The sequence below is a fragment of the Nocardia vulneris genome (assembly GCF_001613425.1).
GTDB classification, from domain to species: Bacteria; Actinomycetota; Actinomycetes; order Mycobacteriales; family Mycobacteriaceae; genus Nocardia; species Nocardia vulneris.
The window spans coordinates 221,716-240,288 of sequence record NZ_BDCI01000003.1; the positions used below are offsets into that span (position 1 = coordinate 221,716).

Here is an 18,573-nt window from a genome sequence, read left to right on the forward strand (position 1 = left end):
TCGGTCGCCGCGGCCGGGGCTCCCGGCGGCGGGCCGAACAGCGCATCCGGGATCGAACGTTCCGGTTTCGCCGAAGCTTTCCGGAACAGTTCGTCCGGCACCTGCCGAATCGGATCTTCAGAGGACATCCGGGGCCACCTTCGCAGCTGCGTTCCACACGTCGAGACGCCAGCCGGGCTGGTCGATGCTCGGGCCGTGGCTGCTGAGCTGCACCCAGCTGGTATTGGCCAGTCCACCGAGGACCGGCCAGTTGGCTGGCGGCAGGTCGAGCAGCGCGGCCGTGAGGCCTGCGATCAGCCCGCCGTGCGCCACCAGGATGATAGTCCGGCCCGGCCAGTCCTGCCGCTCGACGAGTAATTCCCGCACGACCGGCAGCGCCCGCGCGCCGACCTCCAGTTTGGTCTCCCCGTTGGGCGGCCGAAAGCCGGGGTTACGACGCCATTCCAGGCGCGCGCCGGGGTAGTCGGCGTCCACCTCCAGATGCGTCAGGCCTTCCCAGTCACCGAGATCGGTTTCGCGTAGCCGCTGATCGGGCACCACGTCCAGGGCGGTGTGCTCGGCGAGTGCGGACGCGGTGTCGAAGGCGCGACGCAGATCCGACGAGACGATGGCGATGGCATTGCGGGAAACTAGTTCGCGCGCAGCCTCTTTCGCCTGCCTGCGACCGAGTTCGGTGAGATCGGTGTCGATCTGCCCCTGCATCCGGTCGGCGGCGTTCCATTCGGTCTGCCCGTGGCGCAACAGGATCAACGTGCGCACGCTGGCATATTTGTTCACGACTGCCACCCGGCTACTCCCCCTCGTTCACTCGGCGTCGCTGTCCGCGTCACCGTTCACCGCCGCGGGCCGGTTCTCCGGCGCGCCGATGCCGTCCACCGGCACCACCGGGCAGTCTTTCCACAACCGTTCCAGCGCATAGAAATTGCGCTCGTCGTTGTGCTGGATGTGCACGACGACGTCGACGTAGTCGAGCAGCGCCCAGCGCCCCTCCCTGGTGCCTTCGCGCCGCACCGGCTTGTGCCCGGCTTCGCGCAGCTTCTCCTCGACGTTGTCGACGATGGCGTTCACCTGGCGCTCGTTCGGCGCGGAGGCGATGACGAAGCAGTCGGTGATCACCAGCTGCTCCGACACGTCGAGCACCACGACGTCGGTGGCCAGCTTCTCGTCCGCCGCCAGCGCAGCAACCTGCGCGATCTCGACCGACTCGACCGATGCCGTCATGCCCGCCCCTCGCTACGCATTTTCACTCAGCTACCTTCCGCTTCTGCGGCCTCGTACAGGTGCCGCTTCGATATGTACTGCACCACGCCATCGGGGACGAGGTACCACACCGGCCGGTTCTCGGCGGCGCGGCGACGGCATTCGCTCGACGAGATCGCCAGCGCGGGGATTTCGATCATGGTCACCGCGTCGGCCGGCAGGTCGCGCAGATGCTCTTCGAGATGATCGGTATTCAGCTCATACCCCGGACGGCTCACCCCGACAAACCTCGCCAGTTCGAACAGTTCCGCCCAATCCTGCCATGTCAGGATGTTGGCCAGCGCATCCGCTCCGGTGATGAAGAACAGCTCGGCGTCGGGATGCTTGCTGCGCATCTCGCGCAGGGTGTCGACGGTGTAGGTGACTTTCTCCCGATCGATGTCCGCGCGACTGACCGAGAAGCTCGGGTTGGAGGCGGTCGCGATCACGGTCATCAGATAGCGGTCCTCGGCGGGACTGACCTGTTTGTCCGCCTTCTGCCACGGCTGACCGGTGGGAACGAAGATCACCTCGTCGAGGTCGAACCGGTCGGCGACCTCGCTGGCGGCGACCAGGTGACCGTGGTGGATGGGGTCGAAGGTGCCGCCCATCACACCCAGTTTGCGGCCGCGCCGGCCTGTCTCTTGCATGAGTGCCGAGCTTAACCGGTCGGCTGCCGGTCGACAGGGGCGGTAAGCCGCCGGACGGGCGGCTGCGGGCAACCGCCCGCAGCCGTGCTATCCGCCGGATGCTTCGCCGTCCAGCATTTCGTCCAGCTGCCTGCGCGTCTCCGCGAGTTCGTCGCTCACCTCCGCACTCGGGGCGGCCTGCTCGAGCTCCACGATCAGGGCGTGCATCGCCGGGAACCACGGCCGGTCCGATTCGGCGCCGTAGCCCCACAGCTGCAACCAGGCCGCGGAGCGCACGCATTTGGTCCGCGACACCACCTCGCCGAGTTCGCCGAACAGTTCGGCGGCGCGCAGGTACGCGGCCAGCGCCTCCTCGGGGCGTTCGCAGTAGTCCAGCGCCGTCGCGGCGGACCAGGCCAGGTCGGCGTGCAGCGCTCGGCGTTCCGGATCGCGCTCCACCAGCCGGGCGCCCTCGGCGAACTGACGTGCGGCCTCCTCGTGCCGGTGCAGCGCCTTCAGCGACGCCCCGAACTGCGCGCGCACGGTGGCCAGTTCGGCGGCCGGATACGGCACGTCGGCCGCCATGGCTTCCTCGAACAGCGCCACGGCCTCGCCGTGCCGGGCCGCCCGGTGGAAGGCCCGCGCCGCGATCACCGTGTGATGCAGCAGATCCGGTTCGGACAGCCCCTCCCAGCGCGCGCCCGCCCGCACCGCCGCGTCGGCCAGGTCCAGTTCGCGACCCCGTTGTCCGGCCAGCGCGATGACGAGCTGCGAACTGAGCCGGGCCAGATGCTCGGCGGGCAACACCGCGACACCGATCGCCAGCGCCTCGCGCAGATGCCCCTCGGCCGCGGCCGGCGCGGCGGCGAGTTCCGCGGTGCCGAGTTCGGCGAGCCGCAACGCCTCGGCCCGGCGGTCGTCGGCCGAGCTGCCCGCCCATTCCGCGGCGACCACTGTGCGTTCGACGCAGTCCGCGGCGGCGATCTCGTCCACCGCGGCGCGCACGCTGACCACCTCGAGCTGCTTGCTGCGCAGTCCGAGAGGTAGCCGCTCCACCAGTGGCTGCGCGGCCAACCGCGCGGCGATCCGGGTGCTCACCGCGGTATTGCCGTTGCGCAGGTCGTACCGGGTGCACAGACCGGCGATCTCCGTATCGAGTTCGGCCAGTAGCGAATACGCCGTCCCGCCGCCGATGGGCAGATAGCCCAGGCCGAGAGTTTGCAACCGGCGCAGCAGGACGCTCACGCCGGTGATGAACGCGAGCCGCGCGCCGACGTCCGCGCCCGGCTCGGTGAGCCAGCGGGCGTGCTGGGCGAGAATCTCCAGCCCACGGCCCTCGTTCCCGGTGAGCGCGCAGAATTCGATGTGCTGGGCCACCGAGGGCCGCAGGCTGTCGCTGTGGCGCACCAGCGGATACCCCGTGAGGTGCGCACCCCGTGCCTCGGCAATGCGCCCGGTGCGCAGTAGTGGCAGCAGCGCCTGCGCCAGCACCCGGTGCGGCTCTTCGCTACAGCTGTGCGCGCCGTCGAGCACCGACTGCCAGTGTGCGAGTGCGGCCTCGTCGTCGCCGAGAGCCGCACTGCCGGTACCCCATTCGTTGCGTTCGCAGGCTTCGCAGTCGGACATGCCATCCCGGGGCGCGGCCATGGCCTGCTCGTGCAGCCGGGCGCCCTGCTCGGCATCGCCGAGCTTGCGGGCCAGCTCGCCCCGCAGCGCGAGCACCGGTCGCAGACTGTAACCACGCTGCCGGTACCGACTTTCGAGCTCTTCGAACCAGCGGTGCACGGTCGACAGCGGGATCGCCGGATTGTCGATCAGCCCCCAGGTCATCCATTTCAGGTACCAGTGCACCGAATACGTCAGCGGGCCCAGCTCGGCCGGGTACTGGTCGTAGATCTGCAACAGCCGGCCGTAGGCGACCGGCGCGAGGTCGCGCTCGCTCGCGTAGGCGTACGACTCGGCCAGCTCCAGCAGCACCCGTCCTTCGAGGTGCCGGTCGGCGGCCGACTTGGCCGCTGCCGCAAGCGTTTCCAGCCGTTCGACGCGGAGCCGTCCGTGCGGCAACGAATAGACTTGCGCCAGCGCGTCGTTGATCTCGGCGGTGTCCACGTTCACTCCGTCTCGTCGCCGGTGCCGGTGGCACGACGCGTTGCCCAGCTGAGGAATTCACCGAAGGCGCGGTTGAGCAGCGCGGTGTCGGCGGGCCGCAGCGGGCGGTGGGTCATCAGCAGGGCTTGGCCGTACAGCGATTCCACCGCGGTCTTCAGGAACGCGGGATCGCTGATCCGGGACAGCCTGCGCACGATCGGGCTGTGGTGGTTCAGCACGAGCTGCGCGCGGGGCGCGGCGGCATCGAGCGCGCCGAGGATCTCCGACCACAGCTCGTCCGCGCCGAGCGCGGTCTCGGCCCTGGTGCGTTCGTTGCGCGCGGCCCGGCCGTCCAGGTACAGCGCGGGCACCGAAAGCGGATGGAAGGCACGCAGAATCACGTCGCAGGACAGCGGATCGAGCACCGCGCGGGCTGTGGTCAGCACCGGGGTCAAGGCCAGTTCCTCGGCCGGGTCGACGGGATCGAGCGCTGCCGTAAGGGTATTCACGTCGAGGTCGACCACCTCGACATCGGGGAGTAGTCGCGGTAGCAGTGCGACCAGTTCCCGATCGTAGGCGTAGCCGCCGTTGACGATGCCGATGCCCTGCGCGGCCGCGGTCGAGGCCACCTGACGGAACTCCTCCACCGTCGAGGTGATCCGGATGACCGGGTGGTTGCGCGCGAAGTCGGCGAGCGGCACCCGGCCGTCGGTGGTCTCGAAGTGCAAGTGCGGCAGCATGATCCGGAAGAGTTCGGGCGAATGCCGGGCCATCGCCTTGACCCCGAGCGCGTGCACCGCGAGGAACGCGGTCAGGCGTTGCGGTTGCTCGGCGGCGATCTCGGTGAGCCAGTCGCGCACCCGATCGCCGAGCACCTCGCGGATGATGGCGAGCCGCTCGTCCTCGTAGAGCCCTTCACGGGAGGCGGTCGGCCGCAACGAGTCGGTGTCGATCACGCAGCGCACGAAGAACGCCCAGTCCGGCAGCAGGCCGCGGATGGCGTCACCGAGCAGCATCCCCTTCAGGTAGACCCGATGCGCGCTGCTCTCGGCCGGATTACCCGGCTGGGCAAGGACATACGCGACGCCGGTGACCCCTGCGAGTTCCGCGTCCAGGTCGATCACGTCCAGCGGTGCGAAACCGAGTGTGCGCTCACCGAATTCGAGCAGCGCCGCCCGGCGCTCGGCCGGGGACGGATACTCGCGATGCCACACGGCGGGCCCGTCGGTGATCGGCACGATGATGCCCTCGGATTCGACTGTCACCGCATATGGCAGCAGCGAGCCGAATTCGCGGGCGAGTTCGATCACCCGGCGCGGCGCGAACCACGACTCGGCGCCCGCCCGCGGGGTGAGCCGCACCGTCGTGCCCGGCTCGGGACAGACCTTCGGTTCCAGCACGCGCACCGAGTAGGTGCCGTCGGCGGCGGCGAGCCATTCGACCGGCGCAGCGGCGGGGTCGGTGGCGGAACGGGTGACCACCTGGATCGTCTCGGCCACCGTGAAGCAGGCCAGCAGGCCGATCCCGAACTGCCCGAGGAACTCGCGGCGCGCGCCCTCGATCTCGTCTCGTTTCGAGGAGCGGCCGATGGTGGCCAGGAAGCGGTGCACGTCCGCCTCGGTCAGACCCACCCCGGGATCGGCGATCCGCAGGCCGCGCTCGTCGACACTGATCCGAATCGCGCTGGGGGCCAGCCGGTCTCGCGTGGCCCGCGCGGTGACGGCATCCACCGCGTTCTGCAACAGCTCCCGCAGGTAGACGCGCGGGCTCGAGTACAAGTGGTGCGACAGTAAATCGACGATCCCCCGTAGATCCACCTGGAACGCATAACTGTCCGCCACCGCCGCCGCCCCGTTCGGCGTTCTTTCCACCATGGTGGGCAAGCCTGCCCGAACGGCCCAATGGTTCTCTTAACGACCGCTGATGGCGGCCGATCGTTACACCGGGAGCAGGCGCGATACCACCGCGGTCAGCTGCCGGGCCGAGCGGCATTCGTGCATCTCGATGACGTCCTGGTACTTGTCGGCGGCCGAATCGCCCGATCCCCAGTTGGTGCGCATCTCCGGATTGAGCCAGTGCGCGTGTTTGGCCGTGCGCACGAGCGACCGCAGCGTCTCCAGGTCGGGATCGCGGTAGTTGGTGCGTGCGTCGCCGAGGATCAGCAGCGAGCTGCGCGCGGTGACCGCATCCGGGTAGTTCCGGGCGAAGCCGGCGAGCGCGTTGCCGTAATCGGAATGCCCGTCCATGCCGACGACGCCGGCCTCGGTGAAGATCCGTGCCATCGCCTTGTCCAGCTGGGTGCGCGGATCGAAGAACCGGGTCACCTCGTCGGTCTGATCGACGAACGCGAAAATCCTTACCCGCGAGAACTGTTCACGCAACGCGCTGACCAGCAGCAGGGTGAAATTACTGAAGCCGGCCACCGAGCCGGACACATCGCACAGCAGTACCAGCTCCGGTCGACCGGGCCGCGGCTTGCGATTCACCAGATCGATCGGCACGCCACCGGTGGACATCGACTTGCGCAGCGTCTTGCGCAGATCGATCTCGCCGCGCCGGGAATGCCTGCGCCGCACCGCGAGTCGCGAGGCGAGAATGCGGGCCAGGCGCTGCGTGCTGCGCCGCATCTCGGCGAGCTCGGATTCGGAGGCGCGCAGGAAGTCGACATCCTCGGATTGCCGTGCGACGCCGTAGCCGGCGACGCGCTCGCGTCCGATCCGCTCGGCCACCCGCCGCCGGGTCTCGGCCTCCACCGACGCACGGAACCCGTCGATCCGACCGCGGGCGGTGCGCCGGGCGATCTCGGTGTCGAACGCGCTGACATCCGGCCCGGCCGCGAGCCCGGCCAGGATCTTGGCCAGCAAGGTCTGCGGCTGAACATCTTTCAAGGCCTGATAGGCCGAGAACGAGGAACCGCTGGCGGACTGGTACTGACCGAGCTGGTCGACGAGCTGGGCGGCGAGCGCTTCGAGTCGCGCCTCGGCAGACTCCTCGGTCAGCAACTCCGCGAGCAACTCGCGCAGCGCCGCGATATCCACCTCGCCCGCCGCGTTGCGCGGGATCTCGACCTCGTCCCGCGCGGCGGTGCGCTCCCCCAGCGCAACCGGGAACCACAGATCGAACAGCCCGTCGAATGTCGCGCGATGCGTGGTCCGGCGCAGCAGGGCGCAGGCGAGACCTTCGCGCAGCACGTCACGGTCGAGCAGGTCGAGCACGGTGACCACGCGGCCCGCGTCCACCGTCTCCGACGGTCCCACCGGGATGCCGCGCTCGCGCAGTGCCTCGACGAACCCGACCAGGTGGCCGGGCAATCCGTGCGGCGCGTGCAATTCGGGTTCCGGCGCGGGCAGCGATCGCGCGGGCATCGGTCAGGCCAGCTTCAGTTCGGCCAGCGCACGCTGGTGATCGCTCTGGTGTTTGAGCACCACACCGAGCGTGGCGCGCACCGTGGTGTCGTCCAGATCGTGCAGGCCGAGCGCGAGCAGTGTGCGGCCCCAGTCGATCGATTCGGCCACCGAGGGCAGCTTCTTCAGCTGCATACCGCGCAGCACGTGCACGATCCGCACCAACTGAGCGGCGACGGCGGCGGACAGCTCCGGCACCCGGCTGGCCAGGATGCGGCGTTCCAGTTCCTCGTCCGGGAAATCCAGGTGCAGGTAGAGGCAGCGCCGCTTGAGCGCCTCGGACAGTTCGCGGGTGGCGTTGGAGGTGAGCACCACGAACGGCTTGCGGCTCGCGGTGATGGTGCCCAGTTCCGGCACGGTCACCGCGAAATCGCTGAGCACCTCGAGCAGCAGACCCTCGATCTCGACATCGGCCTTGTCGGTCTCATCGATCAGCAGCACCGTGGGCTCGCTGCGGCGGATCGCGGTGAGCAGCGGCCGCGACAGCAGGAACTCCTCGGTGAAGACGTCGGCTTTCGTTTCTTCCCAGTCGTTTTCGCTGGACGCCTGGATACGCAGGATCTGCTTGGCGTGATTCCACTCGTAGAGCGCGCGGGCCTCGTCGACCCCTTCGTAGCACTGGAGGCGGACCAGCTCCGCGGCGGAGGTCTGTGCGACCGCGCGCGCCAGCTCGGTCTTGCCGACGCCCGCCGGACCCTCGATGAGCAGCGGTTTGCCCAGCCGATCGGCGAGGAACACGGAGGTGGCCGTGGCCTTGTCGGCGAGATAGCCCGTTTCGGCGAGCCGATCGATCACATCCTCGACCGAGGTGAAGATCGGCTCCTGGGGCGTCTCGGGAATGGGGGCCACGTGCAGTCCTTCCTTCGGAAGCGAGCGGAATGCGGACCGCTCGCCCCTCTACTTATACGGGCCGAATCTGGCCCTCGCCCCACACGATCCACTTGGTGGAGGTCAGCTCCGGTAGTGCCATCGGGCCGCGGGCGTGCAGCTTCTGGGTCGAGATGCCGATTTCGGCGCCGAAGCCGAACTGCTCGCCGTCGGTGAACGCGGTGGACGCGTTCACCATCACAGCGGCGGCGTCGACCCGGCTGGTGAATTCGCGGGCCGCGGCGATCTCGCCGGTGACGATGGCTTCGGTGTGCCCGGTGCCCCAGGTGTTGATGTGGTCGATGGCCGCGTCCAGGCCGTCCACCACCTTGAGCGCGATGTCGAGGGTGAGGTACTCCTCGCCCCAGTCCTTGTCGTTCGCCGGCACCAACCCGGGCAGGTCGCCGTGCACGGTGACACCGTGCCGCTCCAGCGCCTCGATCAGCTTCGGCACCGCCGTGGTGGCGATGGCGTCGTCGATGAGGACGGTCTCGGCGGCATTGCAGACGCTCGGCCGGCGGGTCTTGGCGTTGAGCAGGATCTGCTCGGCCATGTCCAGGTCGGCGCCGGCGTGCACGTAGACGTGGCAGTTGCCGGTGCCGGTCTCGATGGTCGGCACCTGCGCGTCCCGGACCACCGCGTTGATCAGGCCCGCGCCACCGCGCGGGATGACCACGTCGACCAGGCCGCGGGCCTGGATCAGGTGGGTGACGCTGGACCGGTCCGCACTGGGCAGCAGCTGCACGGCGTCGGCCGGAAGGCCCTGTGCGACAAGCGCGTCCCGCAGCACGGTGACCAATGCGGCGTTGGAGTGCGCCGCCGAGGACGAGCCGCGCAGCAGCGCCGCGTTGCCGGACTTGAGGGTGAGGCCGAAGGCGTCCACCGTCACGTTCGGCCTGGCCTCGTAGACCATGCCGACGACGCCGAGCGGCACCCGGACCTGCCTGGTCTCCAGCCCGTTGGGCAGCACCGAGCCGCGCACCACGGTCCCGACCGGGTCGGGCAGCCCCGCCACCTGGCGCAGCCCGGAGGCGATGCCGTCGATCCGGGACTTCGTCAACCGCAACCGGTCCAGCAGCGAATCCTCGGTGCCCGCGGATTTCGCCGCCATCAGATCCTCGGCGTTGGCATCGAGGACGGCGTCGGCCGCCGCGAGCAGTGCGTCGGCGGCCGCGTGCAACGCCTCGTTCTTCTGCGCCGTGGTCAGCTGGGCGAGCACCCGCGACGCGACCCGAGCCTTGCGCGCGGCCTCGTGCACCACCTCGCGGACATCCACTTCGGACGCCGTTTCTACCGTCATGGCTACAGCCTACTGACCCGGTCCAGGGCGAATCCCACCGCTCGGCGCGACAGGCCTAGCCTCGACGGCATGGCCGAAAAGACGGACGTTGCCTCGATCGCGGTGCTCGGCAGCATCAACATGGACCTGGTGACGACGACGCGGCGGCGGCCGGTGCCCGGGGAGACGGTGCTCGGGACGGGGTTCGCGATGGTGCCGGGCGGGAAGGGATCGAACCAGGCCATCGCGGCGCAGCGGGCGGGCGGGTCGGTGCGGTTCGTGGGCGCGGTCGGTGACGACGTGTTCGCGGACGAGCTGCGGCGGGCGCTGACGGATGCGGCGGTGAACGTGGATCGGCTGCGGACCGTGGCCGGGCCGAGCGGGGTCGCCGCGATCGTGGTGGACGACGGCGGCGAGAACAGCATCATCGTGGTCGGCGGGGCGAACGCCCGGCTGACCGAGCTGACCGAAGCAGACCTCGCGGTCATCGCCGATGCCGATATCCTCCTGTGCCAGTTGGAGATCCCGGTCGAGACGGTCGCCGCGGCGGCCCGGCACGCCAGGGCGAACGGCACGACGGTGCTGCTCAACCCCTCCCCGGCGCAACCGCTTCCCGCCGAGCTCTGGGCGAATGTCGATGTGGCAGTGGTCAATTCGGGTGAGGCCGAGCAGCTCGGCGCCGAGCTGGACCCGGTGACGCACGTGGTGATCACCCGCGGCGGCGACGGTGCGGTCTACCGCGGGCCGAACAGCGAGATCGCCGAGCCCAGCCCGCACGTCGAGGTCGTCGACACCACCGGCGCGGGCGACACCTTCACCGGCGCGCTCGCCGCGGCCTGGCATCGCGGCCCCGAATGGGCGCTGAACTGGGCGGTCACCGCGGGCGCCCTGGCCACGACCAAACTCGGCGCCAGCACCTCCATCCCCACCGCCGAAGAGATCACGGGGGCGCTCGTCGCCGAATAGCCGAACGACACCCGGCCGGCGAACGGTGATTCGTTCCGGCCGACCTCCGCACAGTCCGCCTCCATACGCGAATCCCCTGGGCGACACCGGGTTCGACCCGGCGGGTTGTTCCCCCGGCCGGACCCGCGGGCTATCGTTGACGTTCATGCCGACCATGCCGGAGCGCATACCGTCCGAGGACGACCACGAGGCACTGATCGGCAGGTTGGACGCCGATATCGTCGCCCTCACCTTCGTCGACAATGCCGGGATCACCAGGGTGAAAACCGTGCCCATGCGCCGGCTCGCGCAGGCCGCCCGGTTCGGCGTCGGGGTCTCGCCCTGCTTCGAAACCTTCGCGTTCGACGACCTGATGACGGTCGGCAAATACCTGGGCGGCCCGGACGGCGACCTGCGGCTGGTCCCGGACCTGTCCATGCTCACCGAACTCGCCTGCCAACCGGGCTGGGCCTGGGCGCCCGCCGACAAATACACCCAGGACGGCACCCCGTTCGTGGCCTGCCAGCGCGGGTTCGCCACGCGTCAGGCCGCAGCGGCCCGCGCGGCAGGGCTGCGGCTGTCCATGGCGTTCGAGACGGAGTGGTCCGTCGGCCAGGACACCGCCGAGTTCACCCCCGCCATCCACGGGCCCGCCTACGGCCTGGTGCGACTCGGGCAGGTCGCCGACTATGCGCGCGAACTCGTCGCGGTGCTGGAGCGGCAGGACATCCTCGTCGAGCAGTTCCATCCCGAGTACGCACCCGGCCAGCTGGAACTGTCCGTGCAGCCCGCCGACCCGGTCGGCGCCGCCGACGACGCGATCCTGGTGCGGCACACCATCCGGCAGGTGAGCACGCAGTACGGCTGGCGCGCCCAGCTCGCCCCCTGTATCGATCCCGCCGGTGCCGGTTCCGGTGCGCACCTGCACTTTTCGGCACTCGACGACGACGGGCCGCTGTTCGCCACGGGCGAGGGCCCCTACGGCATGCGCGCGACCGGCGAGGCCTTCCTCGCCGGAGTACTTCGGGAACTGCCCGCATTGGTCGCGGTCGGCGCGGGCAATCCGGCCAGTTTCCTGCGCCTGGTGCCGTCGCGCTGGGCGGGCGCCTGGCAGTGCTGGGGCCGGGAAACCCGCGAGGCGGCACTGCGTTTCGTCACCGGGGTGCGCGGCACCGAGGAGTGGGCGGCCAACGCTGAAGTCAAATGCTTCGACGCGACCGGGAATCCGTATCTGATCGTGGGCTCGATCATCGCGGCCGGGCTGGCGGGGATCGCCGAGGGACTGCGGCTGCCCGCCGAGATCAACGGCGACCCGGTGGATTTCGATGCCGAGCGCTTGATGATCGCCGGTGTACGACGGTTGCCGACCACTTCCGGCGAAGCCGCCGAGCGTTTGGCCGATTCCGCGGTGCTCGCCGACGCGATGGGCCCCGAACTGCACGACGCCCTGCTCACCGTGCGCCGCGCCGAAGCGGCGCGCTACCGGGACACCAGCCCGGAAGAGCTTGTCGCACTGACCCGTTGGCGGTTCTGACGTGCTGACCGACGGACTCACCCTGACCGATCATCACTGCCACGGCGTGGTACCCGCCGATCTCGATCGTCCCGGTTTCGAACAGTTGCTCAGCGAAGGGCCCACCGGCACCTTCGACTCCTCGATCGGACTCGCCGTGCGCCGCTGGTGCGCACCGGCCCTCGACCTGCCGCCACATGTCGGCGCGGATGCCTACCTGTCCCATCGAGCCGAGCTGGGCTGGCGCGAGACCGCGGTCCGCCTGCTCCGCGCGACCGGGACGACCAGCTGGTTCCTCGACACCGGATACGGCGGCGGCACAGCGGATTTCGGTGCGCTCGCCGACGGCGAGGTGCGCGAGATCGTGCGCATCGAGCAGGTCGCGGAGCAGGTCATCGCCGAGGTCGGCGCGGGCCGGAAGGTCTTCGAGCAGATCGAGTCGCGGCTGCGAGCGCGGGCGCGCGAGGCGGTGGGCCTCAAGACCATCGTGGCCTATCGGTGTGGCCTGGACTTCCCGCTGCGGGATCGGCCGCCGCGCGCGGTCCTGCCCGAACGCCGGCTCGCCGACCCCGATCTGCTCGGCTGGCTGGTCTGTCTCGGTGCGCGGATCGGCGCCGAATACGGTCTGCCGCTGCAGTTCCACACCGGCTTCGGCGATACCGATCTGCGGCTGCACCGGGCGGATCCGTTGCTGCTCACCGACTTTCTGCGCAAGACCGCGGACACCGGCCTGACGGTGATGCTGTTGCACTGCTGGCCGTTCCATCGCAACGCCGCGTATCTGGCGCACGCGTTCGCGCACGTCCGGATGGATGTCGGACTCACCGTGCCGTACGTGGGCCACCGCGCCCAGGCGGTGCTGGCCGAAACGCTGGAGCTGGCACCGTTCCGGTCGCTGTGCTACTCCTCGGACGGCTACGGGCTGCCGGAACTGCACTATCTCGGCGCGCTCTGGTGGCGGCGCGGCCTCGGGCGGCTCCTGGACGAGTGGATCGCCGACGACGTGATCACCACCACCGACGCCGAACACCTCGCCGCGGGCATCGCCCACAGCAACGCCGAAGCGGCGTATCCGAGCACGCCGGCGCGGTGAACCGGCATTTAATCGAGTGCACTGCGCAGACCTGATCCCTACCGTTGAGCAGTAACGACAACGAGAGGATCGAACCGATGTTTCCCGTCGAGCTGCGCGGTACCCGGGCGCAGACGCTGATGTGGGCCGAGGAGCACGCCGTCGAACAGGCGGCGCTGCAACAGCTGCGGAATATCGCCGCGCTGCGCTGGGTCCACGGCGTCCGCGTGATGCCGGACGTGCACCTCGGCAAAGGCGCGACGGTCGGCTCCGTGATCGCGATGAAGGACGCGGTGTCCCCCGCCGCGGTCGGTGTGGACATCGGCTGCGGCATGGAGAGCGTCAAGACCGACCTCACCGCCGCCGACCTGCCCGACGACCTGCGGTCGCTGCGGTCCCGGATCGAGGCGGCGGTGCCGGTGGGCTTCTCCGCACACGACGACGCGGTCAACGTGGCCAAGCTCGGCGCCGAAGTCACCGCGCTGGGTGCGAGCACCGCGACCCTGCGCACGGGCTGGGATCGCTTCTGGGGTTCGTTCGCCGCGCTGGACGACGGCGTGCGGGCACGAGAGGCCAAGGCGCACAAGCAGATGGGCACGCTGGGCGGCGGCAACCACTTCATCGAGGTCTGCCTCGACCAGGACGACGCGGTGTGGATCCTGCTGCATTCGGGCAGCCGCAACATCGGCAAGGAACTCGCCGAGCGGCACATGGCCGTCGCGCGCACGCTGCCGCACAACGTCGACCTGCCCGATCGCGATCTGGCGGTGTTCCTTTCCGGCACACCGGAAATGACGGCCTACCGGCGCGACCTGACCTGGGCGCAGGAATACGCCGCGCGTAATCGTGCGGTGATGCTCGCCCTGGTCTGCCGGGCCGTACGGGACGAATTCGCCGCGCGCGAAGTGCGTTTCGAGCAGCCGATCTCCTGCCACCACAACTATGTGGCGGAGGAACTCATCGACGGCATCCCGATGCTGGTGACCCGTAAGGGCGCGGTGCGGGCCGGCGCGGGCGATCTCGCGCTGATCCCGGGCTCGATGGGTACCCGCTCATATGTGGTGCGCGGCAAGGGAAACCCCGCCTCGTTCCAGTCGGCCTCGCACGGCGCGGGCCGGCGGATGAGCCGCAACGCGGCGAAGAAGCAGTTCACCGTCGCCGACCTGGTCGCGCAGACCGAAGGCGTCGAGTCCCGCAAGGACGCCGGTGTGGTGGACGAGATCCCGGCCGCCTACAAGGACATCGACGAGGTGATCGCCGCACAGCGGGATCTGGTCGACGTCGTCGCGACGCTCCGGCAGGTGCTGTGCGTCAAGGGCTGAGCCGTTGACTCCGGGCCGCGCGCGCCACACCGTGGGCGCGCGGCCCGGATCTACTTGCGCCGCAGGGTGGCCGCGATCCCGGCGCCGATCAGGAACAGACCGGTGATCAGCGCGAAACCGTTCAGCACCCAATTGTGCAGGGCGAGATGGAAATCGTCGGACAGCTCCGGCAGGTTCTCGATCTGCCGGTAGGTGTCCTCCGGGAACAGGATCTGCAGCACGCCGGGGATCAAACCCCACACCAGCCCCGCGATAGCCGTGCCGACCGGCGAGAACGCGGCCAGCGCGGCGACCAGGAACAGCAGCACCGCGCCGCCGATGATCTGGAAGTTCGAACCCCACCGGTCGGCGGCGGTGCCGAGGAGCACCCACTGCCGGGTGTCCAGCGCACCGTGCGCGGCGAGCCCGATCCCGATCGGCGTCACCACCAGTCCGACCACCGACCCGATCAGCGTCCGCCCGAAGCCGCTGCGGGTCTGGAACTGCGTGCCCGGCGGTGACCAGCCCGCGGGTGGCTGATAGTTGCTCGACATGGTTGCCCTCCTGCGGGTCCCCGGCGCCGGGAATCTTCCCAGTCTTATTCTCCCCCGGCGTCTTATTCTCCCCCGGCGTCGGTCACGCCGAGTCGCGAGTGTCGACGCCGTACAGCGCGGCGATGTTCTCGACCACGACGGTGTTGCCGCCCCGCTGTTTCGCCTGATACATCGCGCTGTCCGCGCAGCGGATCAGATCCTGTACCAGCCGGCGGGTGCGGTGGAAGCCGATCACGTCCGCCTCGCCGATCGACAGGCCGAGGCTGGCGGTCACCGAGATCGATCCCATCGGCGCGGCGAGGGCGGCGCGCAACCGCTCCGCGGCGTCCAGCGCGTCGGGCAGCGACAGGCGGGCGACGATCGCGAATTCCTCACCGCCGAGCCGGGACACGATGCTGTCCGCCGGTGCGTGGTGCAGCAACCGTTCCGCGGTCGTCACCAGTACCTTGTCCCCGGCGTGGTGCCCGAAGGTGTCGTTGACGACCTTGAACCGATCCAGGTCGGCCATCAGGACACAGACCGGAACCGGGCCGGGACGGGCGACCACCAGCGAGGAGTGATATTCGAAACCGCGCCTGCTCAGCAGCGTCGTCAGCGGATCGGACAGCATGTCGGTACGCAGCACCCAGTAACAGAACTGCAGGCCCGGCGCCACCACCGTCGCCGCGACCATGCCGAGGATCATGATGGCCGCCGAGGCCGGGTCGCCCTCTCCGAACAGCGGCACGGCGAGCACCACGGCCGAGGCGAGCGACCACGCGGTGTGCACGGCGAGCAGCCGCGGACTGTGGAAAGCGCTGACATAGATGCCGACGATCAGCAACAGCAGCATGCCGACCGAGCGCACCACGTAGCCGGGGCTCAGCAGACAGACCACCGTCACGCACACGTCACCCGCCGCGATGAGGACCAGCGATTCCAGCACGTTCGGCCAGGGCAGGAACCACCAGCGCGCGACCCACACGACCGACAGCGCCGTGATGCACCAGAGCACCGTCCGGCCGAAGAGCGTGTCCGGGCCCGCCGGCGACGTCACGGTGAGCACGCTGATGAACGGCGTTGCCAGGCCGCACAATCCGATCGCGATCTTCACCACCCCGAGCGCGTTGCGGGACTCCAGGGCGTTCACCACCCAGCGATAGTCGACGCCGTCGCGCCACCAGTCCCGCAGCAGTTGGACGTGGTCGGTCAGCGCCGCACCTCGTTTGCTCCGCTCGTTCATTGCCACAAGTCCTCGGCGTCGACGAATCCTCGTATCTCCACGAAAAGCGCACCTGATGCGGTGAATACCGCCACCTGACGCCGGACTCGACCCGGCGACGTCACAGCAATTCAGGCAGTGTAAGGCACACCACGAGTTCACAACCCCGGATATACCGACCGTTTCGAACGGGATTCGGCGCGTCGCCCTTGCCCGTGGTATCAGACGGCGACTGGCGCGCAGGGGACGGGCGGACGCGACGCGCGCCAGGTGTGTCGGTACCGTCGGGCACGATGGAGCGCATGACCACGGCGACCGATGTCCCGGCGATCGACCTCACCGCACCCGACCTGCGCGAGCGCGCGGAAGCCCTGCTGCGCGAGCTGGCCGGGCCGCAGGCCCGGCTACGGGAGGATCAGTGGACCGCGATCGAGGCGCTGGTGGTGCAGCGGCGCCGGGCCCTGGTGGTGCAACGCACCGGCTGGGGCAAGTCGGCGGTGTACTTCATCGCCGCGAAGCTGCTGCGGGGCGCCGGTCGTGGTCCGACGGTGATCGTGTCCCCGCTGCTGGCGCTGATGCGCAACCAGGTGGCGGCGGCCCAGCGGGCGGGAGTGGTTGCCGCGACCATCAATTCGGGCAATATGACCGAATGGGATGAAATACATACCCAGGTCGCGGCGGGCGCGGTCGACGTGCTGCTGGTCAGCCCGGAACGATTGAACAATCCGGACTTCCGCGATCAGGTGCTGCCCAAGCTCGCCGCCGACGCGGGTCTCGTGGTGATCGACGAGGCGCACTGCGTGTCGGACTGGGGCCACGACTTCCGGCCCGATTACCGCCGCATCCGGACCCTCATCGCCGACCTCGGCTCCGAGGTGCCGGTGCTGGCCACCACCGCGACCGCCAACGATCGCGTGGTCACCGACGTGGCGACGCAGATCGGCACCGACACCCTGGTGTTGCGCGGCACGCTGGACCGCGAATCGCTGCACCTGTCGGTGGTGCGCTTCGACGACGCGGTGGAACGCACCGCCTGGCTCAGCGCGCAGCTGCACCGGCTGCCCGGCTCGGGCATCGTCTACACCCTCACCGTCGCCGCCGCGCACGACCTGGCCGACGTGCTGAACTCGCACGGGCACACGGTCGCCGCGTACACCGGCCAGACCGATCCGGCCGAACGCGAAGCGCTGGAAGCGGCGCTGCTGAACAACGAGGTGAAGGCGCTCATCGCCACCTCGGCGCTCGGCATGGGCTTCGACAAGCCCGATCTCGGCTTCGTCGTGCACGTCGGTGCGCCGTCCTCGCCCATCGCCTACTACCAGCAGGTGGGCCGCGCGGGTCGCGGCACCGCCCGGGCCGAGGTGGTGCTGCTGCCCGGGCCGGAGGACGCGCGGATCTGGAGTTACTTTGCCTCCGTGGCGTTTCCGCGCGAGCACATCGTGCGTGCGGTGCTGGACGCGCTCGACACCGACCGCCCGCTGTCCACCGTCGCGCTGGAACCGATGGTGGAGCTGAACCGGTCCCGCCTGGAGATGGTGCTCAAGGTGCTGGACGTGGACGGGGCGGTGCGCCGGGTGCGCGGCGGCTGGCTCAGCACCGGGCAGCCGTGGACCTACGACACCGAACGCTACGAGCGGTTGTCCGCGGCCAGGGAGGTCGAACAGCAGGCGATGATCGACTACCAGTCGACCGCCGAATGCCGGATGGAGTTCCTGCGCCGCCAGCTCGACGACCCCGGATTGCCTGCGGCGCCGTCGGATTCACCCGGCTGCGGACGGTGCGACAACTGCACCGGCACCCGTCCCGACGTCTCGGTGGACGCCGCGGCGGTCGCCGCGACCCGGGCCCGCCTCGATCGGCCCGGACTCGACCTCAGCCCGCGCAAGCAGTGGCCGACGGGCATGGCGAAACTCGGTGTCCCGTTGTCCGGCAAGATCACCGATGGTGCGGAGACCGGCCGGGTGCTGGGCAGGTTGACCGACCTCGGCTGGGGCCAGCGCCTGCGTGCGCTGCTCGACGGACCCGACGACCCGATCCCCGACGCGGTCTTCGACGCCTGTATCGCCGTACTGCGCGACTGGAATTGGGCGACCCGCCCCACGTCCGTCATGGCCCTCGCCGCCCCGCGCTACCCGGTGCTCACCGCGACCCTCGCCGCCCGTCTCGCCGAGGTGGGCCGCCTCGACGATCTGGGCACGCTGCCGACGCGTCCCGACCGTCCCCCGGTCTCCGCCGCCAACTCCGCGCATCGCGTCGCGGGCCTCTACGATTCCTGGGACGTCCCCGACCTAACCGCCGTCGAAGGCCCGATCCTGTTGGTGGACACCCTTTCCGACACCGGCTGGACCCTCACCCTCGCCGCGCACGCCCTGCGCAAGGCGGGCGCGGACGCCGTCCTCCCCTTCGCCCTCGCCTCGGTGACCTAGCGGCAGCACGTCAACCCGCAGCGCCACACGCCGAGCGCCTGTGCCTCGGCCGAGT

At 69.8% G+C, this 18,573-nt stretch carries 15 protein-coding genes; 5 read left to right on the forward strand and 10 right to left on the reverse strand.

Features of this window, described 5'->3' with window-relative positions; all coding sequences use genetic code 11:
* Nucleotides 1-117: 117 nt before the first annotated feature.
* From NVU01S_RS05465 to NVU01S_RS05500, 8 genes are all read right to left on the reverse strand, one after another.
* Nucleotides 118-777, reverse strand: a complete 660-nt coding sequence (locus NVU01S_RS05465) for a histidine phosphatase family protein (RefSeq protein WP_051066532.1) — start codon at nucleotides 775-777, stop codon at nucleotides 118-120.
* A 27-nt stretch (nucleotides 778-804) separates the two neighbouring features.
* Entirely contained in the window at nucleotides 805-1,221 is a 417-nt protein-coding gene (gene rsfS, locus NVU01S_RS05470) for a ribosome silencing factor (RefSeq protein ID WP_029899772.1), read from the reverse strand.
* A gap of 26 nt (nucleotides 1,222-1,247) precedes the next feature.
* Nucleotides 1,248-1,889, reverse strand: a complete 642-nt coding sequence (gene nadD / locus NVU01S_RS05475) for a nicotinate-nucleotide adenylyltransferase (RefSeq protein WP_014982670.1) — start codon at nucleotides 1,887-1,889, stop codon at nucleotides 1,248-1,250.
* Nucleotides 1,890-1,976: 87 nt separating this feature from the next.
* On the reverse strand, nucleotides 1,977-3,983 hold the full coding sequence (locus tag NVU01S_RS05480) for a hypothetical protein (RefSeq protein ID WP_043673033.1): 2,007 nt from the start codon (nucleotides 3,981-3,983) through the stop codon (nucleotides 1,977-1,979).
* Nucleotides 3,980-5,830 carry an HSP90 family protein gene (locus NVU01S_RS05485; RefSeq protein WP_043673030.1) on the reverse strand — a complete coding sequence of 617 codons (1,851 nt, stop codon included), beginning with the start codon at nucleotides 5,828-5,830 and terminating at the stop codon, nucleotides 3,980-3,982. The genes NVU01S_RS05480 and NVU01S_RS05485 overlap by 4 nt, the downstream gene beginning before the upstream one ends.
* Before the next feature lie 63 nt (nucleotides 5,831-5,893).
* Nucleotides 5,894-7,321: a vWA domain-containing protein gene (locus NVU01S_RS05490; RefSeq protein ID WP_043673023.1), complete on the reverse strand. Its 1,428-nt coding sequence runs from the start codon at nucleotides 7,319-7,321 to the stop codon at nucleotides 5,894-5,896.
* Nucleotides 7,322-7,324: 3 nt separating this feature from the next.
* Nucleotides 7,325-8,209, reverse strand: coding sequence for an AAA family ATPase (locus NVU01S_RS05495; protein ID WP_029899776.1), 885 nt, complete (start codon nucleotides 8,207-8,209; stop codon nucleotides 7,325-7,327).
* Nucleotides 8,210-8,261: 52 nt separating this feature from the next.
* Nucleotides 8,262-9,527 (reverse strand): glutamate-5-semialdehyde dehydrogenase, encoded by a 1,266-nt coding sequence (locus NVU01S_RS05500; RefSeq protein ID WP_043673022.1) that lies wholly within the window; start codon nucleotides 9,525-9,527, stop codon nucleotides 8,262-8,264.
* A gap of 69 nt (nucleotides 9,528-9,596) precedes the next feature.
* Here NVU01S_RS05500 and NVU01S_RS05505 point away from each other — a divergent pair, with 69 nt between their 5' ends.
* The 4 genes from NVU01S_RS05505 to NVU01S_RS05520 all read left to right on the forward strand — a co-directional run bounded on the left by NVU01S_RS05505 (nucleotide 9,597) and on the right by NVU01S_RS05520 (nucleotide 14,358).
* Nucleotides 9,597-10,472 (forward strand): ribokinase, encoded by an 876-nt coding sequence (locus tag NVU01S_RS05505; protein ID WP_043673019.1) that lies wholly within the window; start codon nucleotides 9,597-9,599, stop codon nucleotides 10,470-10,472.
* A 145-nt stretch (nucleotides 10,473-10,617) separates the two neighbouring features.
* The gene (locus NVU01S_RS05510; protein WP_052280759.1) at nucleotides 10,618-11,985 is read left to right on the forward strand and encodes a type I glutamate--ammonia ligase; all 1,368 of its coding nucleotides are present in this window, start codon (nucleotides 10,618-10,620) and stop codon (nucleotides 11,983-11,985) included.
* A 1-nt stretch (nucleotide 11,986) separates the two neighbouring features.
* Complete coding sequence (locus tag NVU01S_RS05515) at nucleotides 11,987-13,057, forward strand: amidohydrolase family protein (protein ID WP_043673016.1); 1,071 nt, start codon at nucleotides 11,987-11,989, stop codon at nucleotides 13,055-13,057.
* Between the two features lie 77 nt (nucleotides 13,058-13,134).
* Nucleotides 13,135-14,358, forward strand: coding sequence for an RtcB family protein (locus NVU01S_RS05520; protein ID WP_043673134.1), 1,224 nt, complete (start codon nucleotides 13,135-13,137; stop codon nucleotides 14,356-14,358).
* A 50-nt stretch (nucleotides 14,359-14,408) separates the two neighbouring features.
* Here NVU01S_RS05520 and NVU01S_RS05525 read toward each other — a convergent pair whose 3' ends face one another.
* Entirely contained in the window at nucleotides 14,409-14,891 is a 483-nt protein-coding gene (locus tag NVU01S_RS05525) for a hypothetical protein (RefSeq protein WP_043673013.1), read from the reverse strand.
* A gap of 82 nt (nucleotides 14,892-14,973) precedes the next feature.
* Entirely contained in the window at nucleotides 14,974-16,113 is a 1,140-nt protein-coding gene (locus NVU01S_RS05530; protein ID WP_052280758.1) for a GGDEF domain-containing protein, read from the reverse strand.
* A 281-nt stretch (nucleotides 16,114-16,394) separates the two neighbouring features.
* On the opposite strand from NVU01S_RS05530, the gene NVU01S_RS05535 reads away from it, so the two are divergent.
* Nucleotides 16,395-18,518 (forward strand): RecQ family ATP-dependent DNA helicase, encoded by a 2,124-nt coding sequence (locus tag NVU01S_RS05535; RefSeq protein WP_043673128.1) that lies wholly within the window; start codon nucleotides 16,395-16,397, stop codon nucleotides 18,516-18,518.
* The last annotated feature ends 55 nt before the right edge of the window (nucleotides 18,519-18,573 follow it).

Coding starts and splice junctions, on each gene's coding strand:
- rsfS (WP_029899772.1), bottom strand. CDS start 1,221: ATGACGGCATCGGTCGAGTCGGTCGAGATCGCGCAGGTTGCTGCGCTG.
- NVU01S_RS05510 (WP_052280759.1), top strand. CDS start 10,618: ATGCCGACCATGCCGGAGCGCATACCGTCCGAGGACGACCACGAGGCA.
- NVU01S_RS05525 (WP_043673013.1), bottom strand. CDS start 14,891: ATGTCGAGCAACTATCAGCCACCCGCGGGCTGGTCACCGCCGGGCACG.
- NVU01S_RS05535 (WP_043673128.1), top strand. CDS start 16,395: ATGACCACGGCGACCGATGTCCCGGCGATCGACCTCACCGCACCCGAC.
- NVU01S_RS05490 (WP_043673023.1), bottom strand. CDS start 7,321: ATGCCCGCGCGATCGCTGCCCGCGCCGGAACCCGAATTGCACGCGCCG.
- NVU01S_RS05485 (WP_043673030.1), bottom strand. CDS start 5,830: ATGGTGGAAAGAACGCCGAACGGGGCGGCGGCGGTGGCGGACAGTTAT.
- NVU01S_RS05520 (WP_043673134.1), top strand. CDS start 13,135: ATGTTTCCCGTCGAGCTGCGCGGTACCCGGGCGCAGACGCTGATGTGG.
- NVU01S_RS05530 (WP_052280758.1), bottom strand. CDS start 16,113: ATGAACGAGCGGAGCAAACGAGGTGCGGCGCTGACCGACCACGTCCAA.
- NVU01S_RS05505 (WP_043673019.1), top strand. CDS start 9,597: ATGGCCGAAAAGACGGACGTTGCCTCGATCGCGGTGCTCGGCAGCATC.
- nadD (WP_014982670.1), bottom strand. CDS start 1,889: ATGCAAGAGACAGGCCGGCGCGGCCGCAAACTGGGTGTGATGGGCGGC.
- NVU01S_RS05500 (WP_043673022.1), bottom strand. CDS start 9,527: ATGACGGTAGAAACGGCGTCCGAAGTGGATGTCCGCGAGGTGGTGCAC.